Consider the following 14,745-nt stretch of genomic DNA (forward strand, 5'->3'; position numbering starts at 1 on the left):
GAAAGTTTTTAAAAAGCCTGGACTAGAGCATTTCTTCTGTATTCCTTTGGAGTTGTTCCAATCAATTTCTTGAACAGCTTATTAAAGTTTGAAGCTGTTTTGTAACCACACTCATAGGCAATTTCAGAAATTCCCAAATCGGTTTCAATTAAATATTTACAAGCATTTGAAACTCTGATTTCGTTTAGGTATTCTACAAATGCTTTTTTTGTTTTCGCTTTAAACATTCTGCAAAATGATGTAGGTGTCAGATTGGCGATTTTAGAAATTTCATCCAATGATATTTCTTCTTTATAATTTGTTTTTACATACTGAAAAACAGCTGCAAGTCGGTCATTTTTATTTTCATCACTAACTGAAACATAAGAATCGTCATTAATATATCTGAGATCTTTACTTTTTGATAAAAGAAACAAAATTTCAATAAGTCCCATGACAACTTCAAAACCTTTCTTTTTTAGTAATTTTTCCATCTTTTTAGCAATGATTGCATTCGTTTGTCCCGTAATCGAAACTCCCTTTACACCCTGAGAAAGAAATTTTTTAACCTCCTGAGCTTCCGGCAACTCATAAAAAGAGTTTCCAAAAAGATCTCTGCTAAAGTAAATCACCATGGCTTTAGCCTTTAAACTATTTATTCCTTTATAAAAAATTTCATCGTTAAGCCAAACATGCGGAATATCATCTCCAAGAAAAACCATATCCCCAGATTCAAAAGATTCTACAGAATTTCCGATAATGCGTTTTCCGTGACTTTCTAAAATATAAACCAACTCAAATTCCGGATGTGAATGAAAAGGCGATTGAAAAAAAGATTCCTCGCGAGAAAACACAGATAGCGACGTATTAGTATAGGAAGCGATATTTGTTTTAACGATTTTCATTTTTTAGAATAACAATGATAATTAATAACTAAATAAGGATAAAATTGGAGTATTTACTAAATAAATTTAAATATAATTTTATATTTCATAAAAAACAAAAATAGCAAAAAAAATTTACGACATTACTAAATCGATTTAATAAATTTAAAGAAACGTAAAATTATCGGAAATAAATTGTTAAATCTTCACTTTTAATGCTTTTTATGTAAAACGTTTTAGTAAAAGTCTGAAAAGTTGGAATAAAATAAAAAAAATAAACCCCTGAAAATGAAAAAAAGGCTCTTAATTTTCTCGATTATGTTGTGCATAAATTCTTTTGCGCAGACAAAAACGACCGGAAATGTCGTTGAATATTTTGGTAAAGAAAAAATTGTTACAACTGCCGAGGGAAATGTCTTGTATCATTTTATAAATGGCTACACTCTTCAAACTGAAAGCAGAACAGGCACGCTTTTTAATGGACAAGATCCAATAGCCTGGCAATATGCGGTTGGAAAATTTGTAAATCCGACTAAGCAAAAAGGAGATTGGCAGGAAATCAAGGTCGATTCAGCAAAAGTTTTCAGCGGAAAGCCTATGCGATCCGCTTTTCTTTATACGCAATATAATGCTTCAAAAGAACAAATTGTCCTTTTAGAAACTACAGGAGGTACCCGCACTTATATAAACGGTCAGCCACACGAAGGCGACCATTATGATTTTGGTTATACTTTGATTCCGTTTAAACTTCGAAAAGGTATCAATGAATTTGTTTATACTAAAGGTCGTTTTGGCCGTGTAAAATCAAAAATCATTGTTCCGTCAAAAAGCATTCAGTTTACCAAACGTGATTTGACACTTCCTGACGTTATTAATGGTGAAAAAGACGAGAAATGGGCTTCCGTTCGTGTCATTAACGCTACTGAAAAAGAACTAAAAAATCTTATCATTACAGCTACTTTATCAAGCGGAGAAAAAGCCACTTATGCAACAGACGCGATCATGCCGATGTTTGTCAGAAAAGTAAAATTTAAAGTTCCGGCTGCAAAAGCTGATTTTACAGGAGAATTAAAAATGGAACTTACACTTTCTGATAAAAGCGGAAAAGTAATCGACAAAACAGAAATTACAATCCAACAACGCGCTGCGACTGTGCATCATGAACGCACTTTTGTGAGTAAAGTGGATAACAGCGTTCAATATTATAGTATCGCTCCGGCTTTGGGAACAGGACCAAAAGCGTTAGTTCTTTCTGTTCACGGCGCTTCTGTTGAGGCCAGAAATCAGGCAAGAGCCTACAAACAAAAAGACTGGGTTCACATTGTTGCCGCTACGAATCGACGTCCCTTTGGTTTTAACTGGGAAGATTGGGGAAGAATTGATGCTCTGGAAGTTTTGGCTGAAGCCAAAAAAGTATTCAACACTATTCCTGCTCAAACCTACTTAACCGGTCACTCTATGGGCGGTCACGGCACCTGGTTTTTAGGAACAACTTATCCGGGAAAATTTGCAGCCATTGCTCCTTGTGCTTCCTACCCTGATATTTCGATGTACGGATTTGACAAAGGCGATGAAATGCATGATATGTTCAAAGCTTTTGAACCTATTAAACGTTCGGCTAATTCAGGGCGCGTTAAAAGCCTCGTACAAAATCTTAAACAAGGAGGTGTTTATATGCTGCATGGCGATGCCGATTCGACTGTTCCGATTTCGCAAGTGCGGGAAATGCGCCAGATTTTAGGCACATTCCATCCTAACTTTTGTTATTACGAATATCCTGGAGGTGAACATTGGTATGGTGATCATTCTGTAGATTGGTTCCCGATATTTGAATTCTTCAAACGTCAAACGATTCCAACAAACAAAGAAATTAAAGAAATTGATTTTCACACCGCAACTCCGGCAGTTTCTTCAACTGATTACTGGATAAAATTACAACAGCAAATAAAACCTTTTGATTTCTCCAATATCAATGCGAAAATTGATAAACAACAAATTAACATCAAGACTGTAAATGTTTCTATTATGGAACTTGATTTGGCTTCCTTAGATTTAAAAGGAGAAATTGCATTAAATATTGACGATCAGCTGGTAAAAACGACTTCGGATAAAAAAGCGATTCTGAATTTCAAAGATGGAAAATGGGCTTTGATAAACGAAATCAACACCGCTGAAAAATACGCAGAACGTCAGGGAGGATTTAAGTTTGCATTCGATAATAATGTCGTTTTTGTGTATGCAACAGGCGGTTCTGAATCAGATCGTGAATGGTATTTAAACAGAGCCCGTTTTGATGCTGAAACTTTTTATTACCGAGGTAATGGAAGTATCGACGTGATTTCAGACAAAGAATTTTCATTAGAAAAATACAAGGACAGAAATGTGGTACTTTATGGAAATGCTTCGAACAATAGCGCGTGGAAATTACTTTTGAAAAATGCTCCAATTCAAATAGACAATCAACAAATAAAAGTTGGTGACAAAATCCTAAAAGGAGATGATCTCGCTGCCTATTTTGTCGTACCAAGAAATGACAGTAAAACAGCAATGGTAGGTGTTGTGGGAGGAACTTCTGAGAAAGGAATGAAAGCAACCTGGGCAAACAATTATATTTCCGGAATTACAGGATTTCCAGATGTAATGATATTTAAAGCAGATTTACTTTTGAATGGGTTACCAGCTATGAAAGTAAGTGGTTTCTTTGATAATGACTGGTCAGCCAAAACGCTGGAATTTTTCAATTAAAAAACATGAAAATAACAAACGTAATATTTGGATTGATAATCTTTGTGATTGGTTTATCGACTCATGCACAGGAAAAAAACAAAAGATCTGCTGATTTGTCAAATCTTCCTGTTTTGAATAATAGAACAGAAGCCGCAACAATAAGTGATTGGTTAATTACACCCATCAGTGCCAAGGCAAATGTATATGCAAGCCAGGATAAAAAATCGATCATTTTGTACAATGGACTAATTAGAAGATCCTTTCGGATTTTACCAAATATTGCCTGTACAGATCTTACCAATCTAACTAATAATCAGCAATTAATAAGAGCTATAAAACCGGAAGCTAAAATTACGCTTGATGGAAAAGAATATTGCATTGGAGGACTGACAGGCCAGAAAGAAAATGCTTATTTATTGCCAGAATGGGTTGATAAAATGGAAGTTGGAAAAGAAGATTTCATTTTTTCTAACTATTCTGTTTCGGACCTAAAACCTTATATCAACTGGAAACCGAACAATTGGGCGATGAATAAAAAGCAGGCTACTGGAAAATTGCTTGTTTTTGAATTTATTTCTTCATTACCCGAATTAAAAGGCTTGAAAGTAAAAGTAAATTATGAGTTGTACGATGGATTGCCATTGATAACGAAATCAATCACAATTGAAAATACAGGACAACGAAAAATTAAACTAGACAGGGTTATAAGTGAAAATATAGCAATGGTAGAAGAACAAAGTGCCGTGGAAGGAAATCCAGATAAAATGAGAAGTCAACACGGATTCTATATCGAAACCAATTATGCTTTCAATAATGCAATGAGTTATGATTTGAGCGACCAAACTACACATTGGAAAAAAGATTCTGTTTACACTTCGCAGGTACATTACCAATACAAAACACCTTGTTTACTTGAAGTTTATCCCGATAAAGCTCCCGGAATAGATTTAAAACCGGGTGAAGTCTTTAATTCTGTTCGTACTAATGAATTATTAATCGATACTTATGACCGCCAACGTCGTGGACTGATGATTAAAAGAATGTACAGCACTATTGCACCATGGACAACAGAAAATCCGATTTTTATGCATTTGGTAAGTCAAAATGACGAGCAGGTACGTGCAGCAATTGATCAATGTGCACTAACAGGTTATGAAGCTCTTATTTTGAGTTTTGGAAGTCATCTGAATATGGAATTGGATACACCTGAAAATCATCAAAAATGGAAAACGTTGGCAGATTATGCTCATAGTAAAGGCATTAAAATAGGCGGTTATTCATTATTTAGCAGCCGCCACATCAGTGATGATGATGACGTAATCGATCCTAAAACTGGAAAACCTGGTGGCGCTTTTTTTGGAAATGCCCCTTGTTTTGGAAGTAAATGGGGTTTGTCGTACAGAGATCACATCAAAAACTTTTTCAGAGCAACAAACTTTGATATTTGGGAAAATGATGGGCCATATCCTGGCGATGTCTGTGCTTCGACGACACATCCGGGACACATGAATTTGGATGATTCACAATGGAGACAAATGAATATTCAAAAAGATCTGTACCGTTGGTTGAACGAAAAAGGAGTCTACATCAATGCCCCAGATTGGTATTTTCTTGATGGAACACATAAAATTGCTTTAGGTTACCGGGAAACAAATTTCTCTCGTTCAAGAGAACAACAACGTATTTTAAATCGTCAGAATATACATGATGGAACAATTGAAAAATCAGCTTCAATGTCTTGGGGATTTGTGCCTTTGACCGTTTATCAGGGCGGCGATGCATCAGCTGTTTTAGAGCCATTAAGTGAACATCTTAAAGATTACGAACAATTGATGGTGCAATATTACGGAGCGGGAGTTCAGGCATGTTATCGTGGCCCTCGCTTGTATGATACTGATACAACAAAGGAATTGGTTAAAACAACAATTAATTGGTACAAAAAATATCGGGAGATTCTAAATTCAGATATGATTCAGTTACGACGCGCAGACGGTAGAGATTGGGACGGTTTTATACATGTAAATCCACAGCTAAAACAAAAGGGATTTATCATGCTATATAACCCAACCAAAGAAAAAATAACCAGAACTATAAATATACCATTGTATTATACAGGTTTAAGCGAAAAAGCAATAGTCCGTGAAAAAGAAACTTCGGTTAAAAATTACAAAATCAATCGTAATTATGATATTGAACTAACTTTTACAATAGAACCTGAAAATTATACCTGGTACGTTATTGAATAACATTAAACAATAATTGAAAATAAAATGTAGAATCAAAAATCTACAGTAAATAAAAAACTATACAAAAACAAAAAAACTGATTTTGTAGTTAAAAAATAGCACATAAAAATTATTTACTAATACGATTTAGTAATTAAATAAAAACCCTTATTTTTAGCAACAAAAGCAAATAAAAAGACACAACATATGAACAATCGTAGAAACTTTCTAAAAACAGCTGCAATGGCTTCGGCTGCTGTAGCGCTAAGTTCTTTCACTGGGAAACCAGAAGAGAACGAAGAGCATGATAATAACCTTTCTGATGGAAAAATAAGAAAACCTATTGTACTTTCTACCTGGAATTTTGGTTTAAAAGCCAATGAAGCTGCCTGGGAAGTATTGAAAAAAGGTGGACGCGCCCTTGATGCTGTAGAAGCAGGAGTAAAAATTCCGGAAGGTGATCCAACAGAAAGAAGTGTTGGTTATGGCGGAAGACCGGACAGAGACGGACGCGTAACCTTAGACGCCTGTATCATGGACGAAATGTCTAATATTGGTTCTGTAGGTTGTCTGGAATTTATTAAACATCCCATTTCTGTTGCACGTGCCGTAATGGAAAAAACACCACACGTAATGTTGGTTGGTGACGGAGCGCTTCAATTTGCATTGGCACAAGGTTTTCCAAAAGAAAATCTATTGGTTCCGGATTCTGAAAGAGAATGGAAAGAATGGTTAAAAACTTCGGAATACAAACCAATTGCTAATATTGAAAATCACGATACTATCGGAATGATTGCTTTGGATGCTGATGGAAATCTTTCCGGAGCCTGTACAACAAGTGGAATGGCATTTAAAATGCACGGTCGTTTAGGCGATTCTCCCATTATTGGTGCGGGTCTTTATGTTGATAATGAAATTGGTGCTGCAACGGCAACGGGTCATGGCGAAGAAGTAATTAGAATTTCGGGAAGTCATTTGGTTGTTGAATTGATGCGTCAGGGAAAATCGCCGCAAAAAGCTTGTGAGGAAGCTGTTTTGAGAGTAGTGAAACTGATGAAAAACAGAAACAAAGATTTAAAAGATATTCAGGTTGGTTTTATTGCCCTGAACAAAAAAGGCGATTACGGTTCATATTGCGTTCAGAGTGGTTTTAACTACGCTGTTTATGATGAAACCGGGAACAAATTGATTAACCCTGAGTTTTTCCTAAAATAATCCGTTATAACTAATTACCAAAAAACCATACAATGAAAAATAAATTCAAATTATTATATACGGCATTTGTCTGCGCCAGTGCGCTTTCGATGCATGCACAGGGTGATTTCAGCATGAAAGCTGACAAAACCGAAGAAGAAGGCTACGTTATGACAAAAGATCCTTTAGTGAAAGCTAATTTGGACAAATGGCAGGGTTACAAATTTGGGGTTTTAATCCATATGGGACTTTATTCTCAGTTGGGAATTGTAGAATCATGGGGATTGGCACCAGAGGATTGGGTTAGCAGAGATGGATACGACGATTATTACAAATATGCAACGGATTACAGAAATACCAAATTCAAATTAAATCCGACGAATTTAAACTCTGAAAAATGGGCAAAAATGTTCAAAAATGCCGGAGCAAAATATATGATTTTCACCTCGAAACATCATGATGGATTCTGTATGTATGATTCAAAATATACTGATTTTAAAATCACGAATCCAGAATTACCTTATGCTAAAAATCCAAAAGCAGATGTATTAAAAGACGTATTGGATGCCTCAAGAAAAGAAGGTTTGGCTGTTGGTGTTTATTTCTCAAAACCAGACTGGACAACAGAAAATTTCTGGTGGTTGTATTACCCTCCAAAAGACAGAAATCCAACTTATGACATCCAAAAATTCCCGGAAAGATGGCAAAGTTATGTACAATACACTCAAAATCAGTTGAATGAATTGACTACCAATTACGGAAAAGTGGACATTCTTTGGCTTGACGGATGTTGGGTTCGTCCGTTGTCAACCATCAATAAAAAAGTAGAAGAGTTTTGTAAATATCCTTATGATATGGATATCAACATGAAATTGGTTTCAGAAACGGCTCGTAAAAAACAACCTGGAATGTTGGTTGTAGATCGTTGGGTTCCGAGCGAATATGAGAATTATCTAACGCCTGAGCAAAAAACACCTGAGAAACCATTAAGTGTGCCCTGGGAAAGTTGCATTACCCTTGGAGGAGCCTGGGGATGGGTGCCAAACGACCATTACAAATCTTCAAAAGAAGTAATTCAATTGATGACGAGTATTGTAGTAAAAGGCGGAAATCTATTATTAGGTGTTGGACCCGATGCCAAAGGAGAATTTGATCCTAAAATTGAAGCAACTTTAGCTAACGTTGGAAAATGGTTATCAGTAAACGGTGAAGCTATTTATGATACTAAACCTGTTGCACCTTACTTAGATGGAAAAGTGGGCTACACACAGAAAGGAAAGTCCATTTACGGGATTTATATGCCTGCCAAAGACGAAAAAGAATTACCTGCGGAAATCAGCATCAAAACGGATATTAAAGGCAATCTAAAAGCTTCTTTACTAAACAACAAACAAAAACTGACCAGCAAAAAAGTCGATGGCGGAATCGTTGTTACAATCCCGAAAGAATTGAGAACCTCATTAGCCAATCAGGAAGCGGTTGTAATAAAAGTAACGCAATAAGTGAGATAAAATCAAATGAAAAAACTAGTATTAACTTTCTTAGCCTGCTTTGCCTTTTTGTCAATGGCAGCGCAGAAAATTGGCCCGCCAGCTCCTTATGGAGCATTGCCAACCGAACCGCAATTGCGTTGGCAGGAATTAGAACAATATGTTTTGGTACATTTTACTCCAACGACTTTTCAGAATAAAGAATGGGGTTATGGTGATGCAGATCCTAAAATCTTCAATCCGTCAAAATTTGATGCGAGTCAGATTGTGAATGCTGCCAAAGATGGCGGTTTTAAAGGCGTTATTTTTGTTGCCAAACACCACGATGGATTTTGTTTATGGCCAACAAAAACAACAGCTTACAACATTAGTGCAAGCCCTTTCCGTGATGGAAAAGGCGACATGGTAAAAGAATTTGAAGTTGCAACACGTAAAGCCGGAATGAAATTCGGTCTTTATTGTTCTCCTTGGGATCGAAATAATGAAGATTACGGAAAACCTGAATATGTAGAAAAATACAGAAATCAGTTGAGAGAATTGTACACGAATTATGGTAATCTATTCATTACCTGGTTTGATGGCGCCAATGGCGGAGACGGATATTATGGCGGTAAAAACGAAAAAAGAAACATAGACCGAGCTACTTATTACGGCTGGGATAAAACATGGGGCATATCCCGTGAATTACAACCCGGAGCTGTTATTTTTGCTGATAATGGCGATGTACGCTGGGTTGGAAATGAAAGAGGTTTTGCCAATGAAACATCCTGGGCTACTTTTACTCCGGAACCAATTGCAGGTAAAACAGTAGCCGTTCCCGGAGAAACGGATTCTGATAAAGCTCAGGGCGGAACACGAAACGGTAAGTTCTGGAAACCAGCTGAATGTGATGTGCCTCTTAGAAATGGCTGGTTTTATCATGCCAATGAAGATAACAATGTGAAATCTGTTTCGGAGTTATTCGAAATTTACTTGAAATCTGTTGGAAGAGGTGCTGGAATGGACATTGGAATTGCACCAAATACAGAAGGTTTATTGCATCAGAATGATGTTAAGAGTTTGAAAGATTTTGGTGCTTTTCTAAAGAAGTTATTCGCTGATAATCTTGCTCAATCTGCTGTGATTACGGCTTCAGAAGTTCGCGGCGAAAATCAGATCTTTTACGGAACCAAAAATCTTACGGATAATGATCGTTACTCCTATTGGGCAACCAGCGATGAAGTAAAAAAGGCTACGGTAACTTTAGAGTGGCATAAAGAACAGACTTTTAATATCATTCGTTTAAGAGAAAATATCAAATTGGGTCAGCGCATTGAGAAAGTGGAAATTGATGCTTTTATTGGTGGAATTTGGAAAAAAGTAGGCGAAGCTACCAGTATTGGTGCCAACCGACTGGTACGTTTATCAAATTATATCACAACTACAAAATTGAGAATCAGTATTAAAGAATCACCCGTTTGTATTGCTTTAAGTGATATTGGTGTTTTTAGAGAGCCAGAACTATTGCCTCTTCCAAAAATTAAAAGAGACAAAGATGGTAACGTTTTGATCACTACCGAAACAAGTGTAAATCAAATTCGTTACACCATTGACGGAACGGAACCTACTGTACAATCTCCAATTTTTGTAAGTCCATTTCCATTTTTAACATCTGGTAATATTAAGGCAAAATCTTTTGGAACAGATATGAAATCTGGTGAAACTGCCATTCAATCCTTTAATATTTATAAAAAAGACTGGAAAATAGTTACTGTCTCTTTTGAAAATGAGGAAAAAGAATCAGCATTAAACGCTATTGATGAAAATGCCGAAACTTTCTGGAGTACAGCTGATAATACATCATTAACGCCTTTACCTCAGTTCATAGTTCTTGATATGGGACAGGAAATGGAATTCACAACCTTATCGTATTTGCCACGTCATAACGGAACGGGTGGAATTGTAAAAAATTACCAATGGGAAATAAGCACAGACGGTGTAAACTGGAGAACGGTTGCGGAAGGTGAATTTGCTAATATCAAAAGCAATCCGGTGGAGCAAAACATCACTTTAAAAACATCGGCGAAAGCCAGATATATTAAGTTTATTGGAAAAACCAGTGTAGACGGAAGATATATTTCTATCGCTGAAATTGGTATAAAAACACAATAATCCTATTCTCTTTTACAGAAATTCGATAATATAAAAAAAATCCATTCGCTTCGGTGAATGGACTTTTTTTTATTTATAAAGTGTCTTGTCCTGAAATAGCGATACACAAAAAGTATCATTATGGAAAAAGATCAACAATTGCGCTATGTAAAGCGTACACAGAAAGATTACACTATGGCTTTTAAGCTTCAAATTGTTCAGGAAATAGAACAAGGGAGAACTTCAATTTCGCAAGTTAAAAAAGATTATGCCATTCAGTCCCGTTCTACAATCGTTCAATGGCTTCGGAAATTTGGTAACTTTGATTGGGACAATCAAACACCTCTTACTATGTCAAAATCTCCTGAACAAAAAATAATGGAACTTGAAGCCAAAGTGAAGTTATTAGAAAGACAAAAAGCATTTTTAGAACAGCAGGCTTATGTTGCTGATAAAAAGGCTATTATTTTTGATATGATGATTGATATAGCTGAAAAAGAATATCAAATTGACATCCGAAAAAACTCACCACCCGAACAATCGACCATTTTAAAGAAGAACATCAACAAACAATAATGTTTGCCTGTACTTTGTTCGGGATAGACAGACAGGTTTATTATCGAAGAATAAAAAGAACCAGTTCCAGACAGCATCTGGCTTCAGAAGTTATCAGCCTGGTTCTTGGAATTAGACAGACAATGCCCCGAATAGGAGCAAAAAAACTGTATTATCTTTTAAAAGTTCAATTGCATCAACTCAAAATCGGTAGAGATAAATTTATCAATATACTTAGAGCAAATCATTTGTTGATAATGCCTAAACGTTCTTATCACATAACAACAAACTCTCATCACCGATTTAGAAAGCATCAAAATCAAATATTAGATTTACAGATCCGCAGACCTGAGCAAGTCTGGGTATCAGACATAACTTATATTGGGAAAAGAGATAATCCTTGTTATTTAAGTCTAATAACAGATGCTTACTCTAAAAGAATAATGGGCTTTAATGTGGCAGATAACATGAATACTCAAAGTACCTTAACGGCTTTAAAAAATGCAATAAAACAACGCAGTGATAAAGACTCAGTATTAATCCATCATTCCGATAGAGGACTACAGTATTGTTCTGATCAATATCAAAAACTATTAAATCAAAACAATATAAAATGCAGCATGACTCAAAACTCGGATCCATATGAAAATGCAGTGGCAGAGAGAATAAATGGAATTCTAAAACAAGAATTTAATATTGATAAGTTTAATCAGCAGATTGCTGTGATGAAGGCGCTAGTGAAAAATGCAATTGATATTTATAATAATAAAAGACCACATTACTCTAATTATATGCTCACCCCTAATCAAATGCACCAACAAAACATAATACAGATGAGAACTTATAAAAGAAAAACACCTGTAAAAAAAGTTCTTACAGGTGTTTAATTAAAGATATTTGTCTAATAATCTGTATCGATTATTTAGGACTAGTCAAAGATTTTGTACTTACTCCATAATGCCCTCCGTATATTTTCCTGAAAGCATATCAAATGTTGGTTTCATATAATCCTGAAAAGCATTTGCTTCTTCGAGACTATGAAAAGAAATCAAATAATCGTCAAGCAAGGCGTTTATTCGAAAATTAAGATGGTTGATATAGTCTTGAAAGTTTTCCAGATATTGATACTTTGCAAGGTCCAGTTCGGGGCCAGATAATTCTTCGAACGGTTGTCGCTTTGCGTTTATGTATTCTTCCGCATCTTTAATAAATTCTTCTTTGATTTTTTCGTAGCTCATAACTTGATTATAAATACATTATTATAACCCTTTTCCACTGCTAACCCGAGTTAGAAAACAGCCTATTTTAAACTAAAGATACGTTATTCCTGAATCACTTTCAACGTTGTTCCGTTTACAAAATCATCATGTGAAATGAAGAAGCTATTCAAACTTTTCCCATTTAACTGAATGTCTTTGATTTTTCCGTCACTATTAATTTCTCGCTGAATTACAATATTTTCTTTCTTGTAATATCTTGGATCTAATTGAATCGTTATTTTATCAAACATTGGCGTTGTAAGCGTATAAATCGGATCTCCCGGTGATATTGGATAGAATCCCATCATGGAATACACCAGCCATGCCGACATCGTTCCTGTATCGTCATTTCCAGGTAATCCTTTTGGTTCATTTTTGAAATGCTCTCTAACTAACTTCTTCACCATTTCCTGGCTCTTCCACTCCTCACCTTTTACATAATTGAATAAATAAGGATAAGCAATATCCGGCTCGTTTGCCATATCAAATTGTTTGATATCAAAAACTTTTTGTAACTGATCAGAGAAAGGTTTATCTCCACCCATTAATTTTATCAATCCTCTGATATCATGCGGTACCATAAAAGCATATTGCCAGGCGTTGCCTTCGATGAACCCAACATTGGCCTGAAAATTAGCTCCTGCAATAGGATCAAAAGGTTCGTACCAATTGTCTGTAGCTGTTCTTGGTCGAAGCAATTTTAAATCTTTGTCATATAGTTTTCGATAGGATAATGAGCGTTTAGTAAAACGTTTATAATCTTCTTTTTCGCCTAAAGCTTTCGCTAATAGAGAAATAGCGTAATCCGAAGTATTATATTCAAGTGTTGTAGAAACCGGTCCAGGATAATTAGTCGATAAATATCCTTTGTCCAGATATTCTTTAAGACCGGGACGCAGCGGATTCTCTTCAATTTGATCTGCGCCTTTTAACATGGCATGATACGCCTTGTAAATATCAAAATCCTGAATTCCTCTTAGACAGGCATCTACAATAACAATACTTGCTGGATCTCCAACCATCGTAAATGTTTCGGTTGAATTTAATTCCCATTTTGGCAGCCAGCCGTTTTCATCATACATTTCCAACATACTTTTAATCATATCGGATTGTTGCTTCGGATAAACCAGAGACGTTAACGGATGCATATTTCGATAGGTATCCCACAAAGAAAATACCGTATAACGTGTGTCTGTGGTTCTTCCAATCTTGGTCCGTTTTATTTGAGGATATTCTCCATTAACATCATTTAAAGTGTTGGGATGAATTAAAGTGTGGTACAATGCGGTATAAAAAATAACTTTATCCTGATAGGAACCACCTTCAACTAAAATTTTAGAAAGCTCTTTGTTCCATTCATCATACGTTTCTTTATAAACAGCATCAAATGATTTACCTCCGGTTTCTCTTTCTAAATTTTCACGGGCGTTTTCAATACTTACATAAGAAACCCCGATCTTAACTTCAACCGTTTCTTTTTTATCAAATTCATAGGAAAAATAAGTTCCGATGCTATCTCCAACAACCGTTTTAATAGTGTTTTTCATCATTCGGGTTTTACCGTTGTAACCCATCCATTGTGCTTCTGTACCTTCGTATTTTGGTGTTTTTTTCCAAACTCCGAAGTGATTGGCCGGTTTTGAAAATTTGGCCACAAAATAAACCGGATAAGCATCTTCCGGACTATTATAACAAAACGAACCTACAGAACGCATTCCTTCAATTTCTGTTGATGAAACCACTTTTAACATGGCACCTTCTTCATTTGTCAATCCTAAACCTAAATTCAGTAAAATATTAGATTTTCCTTTCGGGAAAGTAAATTTGCTTACTCCTACTCTTTTCGAAGCTGTAAATTCTCCTTTAATTTTATATTTATCAATATCAACGCTGTAATAACCCGTTTTGGCAACTTCCTTAGAATATGTAGAACCGTATTTCAAATGATTGGTTTCAACTTCTCCAGTCGTTGGCATTAGCAAGAGCACACCTAAATCAGGACAGCCTACACCACTTAAATTCACCTGACTAAATCCGGTCAGAAAAGTGTTTTCATTTACATACGGATTAGACAGCCACTGACTGTCTTTTTCTAACGGTCGGTTTTGAGGACCGGCTACGTTAAACGGACTAATACTTGCCATTCCTCTTGGCGCAATTGGTCCCGGAAAAGCAGCACCATAATTTGAAGTTCCGATCAACGGATTTACAAAATCTACAGGCTCTTGTCCAAATGTGTTTATGCTAAAAAACAGCATGCAAAAAAAGCATACTGTCTGGATTGTTGTATTTCTCATTTCTT

At 35.8% G+C, this 14,745-nt stretch carries 10 protein-coding genes; 7 read left to right on the forward strand and 3 right to left on the reverse strand.

The features are described 5' to 3' along the window. Window positions 1–8: 8 nt before the first annotated feature. Window positions 9–884: an AraC family transcriptional regulator gene (locus tag AC3ITQ_RS17550; RefSeq protein ID WP_072973941.1), complete on the reverse strand. Its 876-nt coding sequence runs from the start codon at window positions 882–884 to the stop codon at window positions 9–11. A gap of 267 nt (window positions 885–1,151) precedes the next feature. Between AC3ITQ_RS17550 and AC3ITQ_RS17555 the strand changes: the two genes are divergently transcribed. From AC3ITQ_RS17555 to AC3ITQ_RS17585, 7 genes are all read left to right on the forward strand, one after another. After that, the gene (locus tag AC3ITQ_RS17555; protein WP_489235431.1) at window positions 1,152–3,608 is read left to right on the forward strand and encodes an alpha/beta hydrolase-fold protein; all 2,457 of its coding nucleotides are present in this window, start codon (window positions 1,152–1,154) and stop codon (window positions 3,606–3,608) included. Between the two features lie 5 nt (window positions 3,609–3,613). Next, window positions 3,614–5,836, forward strand: coding sequence for an alpha-galactosidase (locus AC3ITQ_RS17560; RefSeq protein ID WP_489235432.1), 2,223 nt, complete (start codon window positions 3,614–3,616; stop codon window positions 5,834–5,836). A 186-nt stretch (window positions 5,837–6,022) separates the two neighbouring features. Beyond that, complete coding sequence (locus tag AC3ITQ_RS17565; RefSeq protein ID WP_489235433.1) at window positions 6,023–7,030, forward strand: isoaspartyl peptidase/L-asparaginase family protein; 1,008 nt, start codon at window positions 6,023–6,025, stop codon at window positions 7,028–7,030. A 32-nt stretch (window positions 7,031–7,062) separates the two neighbouring features. Beyond that, window positions 7,063–8,511 (forward strand): alpha-L-fucosidase, encoded by a 1,449-nt coding sequence (locus AC3ITQ_RS17570; protein WP_489235434.1) that lies wholly within the window; start codon window positions 7,063–7,065, stop codon window positions 8,509–8,511. Window positions 8,512–8,526: 15 nt separating this feature from the next. After that, window positions 8,527–10,650 (forward strand): alpha-L-fucosidase, encoded by a 2,124-nt coding sequence (locus tag AC3ITQ_RS17575; RefSeq protein ID WP_489235435.1) that lies wholly within the window; start codon window positions 8,527–8,529, stop codon window positions 10,648–10,650. Window positions 10,651–10,770: 120 nt separating this feature from the next. Next, entirely contained in the window at window positions 10,771–11,205 is a 435-nt protein-coding gene (locus tag AC3ITQ_RS17580) for a transposase (protein ID WP_489234806.1), read from the forward strand. Next, complete coding sequence (locus AC3ITQ_RS17585) at window positions 11,205–12,071, forward strand: IS3 family transposase (protein WP_489234807.1); 867 nt, start codon at window positions 11,205–11,207, stop codon at window positions 12,069–12,071. Before AC3ITQ_RS17580 ends, AC3ITQ_RS17585 begins: the two co-directional genes overlap by 1 nt. 60 nt (window positions 12,072–12,131) lie before the next feature. Here AC3ITQ_RS17585 and AC3ITQ_RS17590 read toward each other — a convergent pair whose 3' ends face one another. Together AC3ITQ_RS17590 and AC3ITQ_RS17595 are read right to left on the reverse strand one after the other, a co-directional pair. After that, window positions 12,132–12,422, reverse strand: coding sequence for a hypothetical protein (locus AC3ITQ_RS17590; RefSeq protein ID WP_489235436.1), 291 nt, complete (start codon window positions 12,420–12,422; stop codon window positions 12,132–12,134). Window positions 12,423–12,505: 83 nt separating this feature from the next. Next, window positions 12,506–14,740 carry a GH92 family glycosyl hydrolase gene (locus AC3ITQ_RS17595; RefSeq protein ID WP_489235437.1) on the reverse strand — a complete coding sequence of 745 codons (2,235 nt, stop codon included), beginning with the start codon at window positions 14,738–14,740 and terminating at the stop codon, window positions 12,506–12,508. Window positions 14,741–14,745: the final 5 nt, after the last annotated feature.

It is taken from the genome of Flavobacterium sp. KH_001 (assembly GCF_057840745.1).

Bases quoted from the DNA above. Each gene is read 5' to 3' on its own strand.
- AC3ITQ_RS17570 (WP_489235434.1), top strand. From the start codon at position 7,063: ATGAAAAATAAATTCAAATTATTATATACGGCATTTGTCTGCGCCAGT.
- AC3ITQ_RS17585 (WP_489234807.1), top strand. From the start codon at position 11,205: ATGTTTGCCTGTACTTTGTTCGGGATAGACAGACAGGTTTATTATCGA.
- AC3ITQ_RS17575 (WP_489235435.1), top strand. From the start codon at position 8,527: ATGAAAAAACTAGTATTAACTTTCTTAGCCTGCTTTGCCTTTTTGTCA.
- AC3ITQ_RS17565 (WP_489235433.1), top strand. From the start codon at position 6,023: ATGAACAATCGTAGAAACTTTCTAAAAACAGCTGCAATGGCTTCGGCT.
- AC3ITQ_RS17590 (WP_489235436.1), bottom strand. From the start codon at position 12,422: ATGAGCTACGAAAAAATCAAAGAAGAATTTATTAAAGATGCGGAAGAA.
- AC3ITQ_RS17550 (WP_072973941.1), bottom strand. From the start codon at position 884: ATGAAAATCGTTAAAACAAATATCGCTTCCTATACTAATACGTCGCTA.
- AC3ITQ_RS17580 (WP_489234806.1), top strand. From the start codon at position 10,771: ATGGAAAAAGATCAACAATTGCGCTATGTAAAGCGTACACAGAAAGAT.
- AC3ITQ_RS17560 (WP_489235432.1), top strand. From the start codon at position 3,614: ATGAAAATAACAAACGTAATATTTGGATTGATAATCTTTGTGATTGGT.
- AC3ITQ_RS17555 (WP_489235431.1), top strand. From the start codon at position 1,152: ATGAAAAAAAGGCTCTTAATTTTCTCGATTATGTTGTGCATAAATTCT.
- AC3ITQ_RS17595 (WP_489235437.1), bottom strand. From the start codon at position 14,740: ATGAGAAATACAACAATCCAGACAGTATGCTTTTTTTGCATGCTGTTT.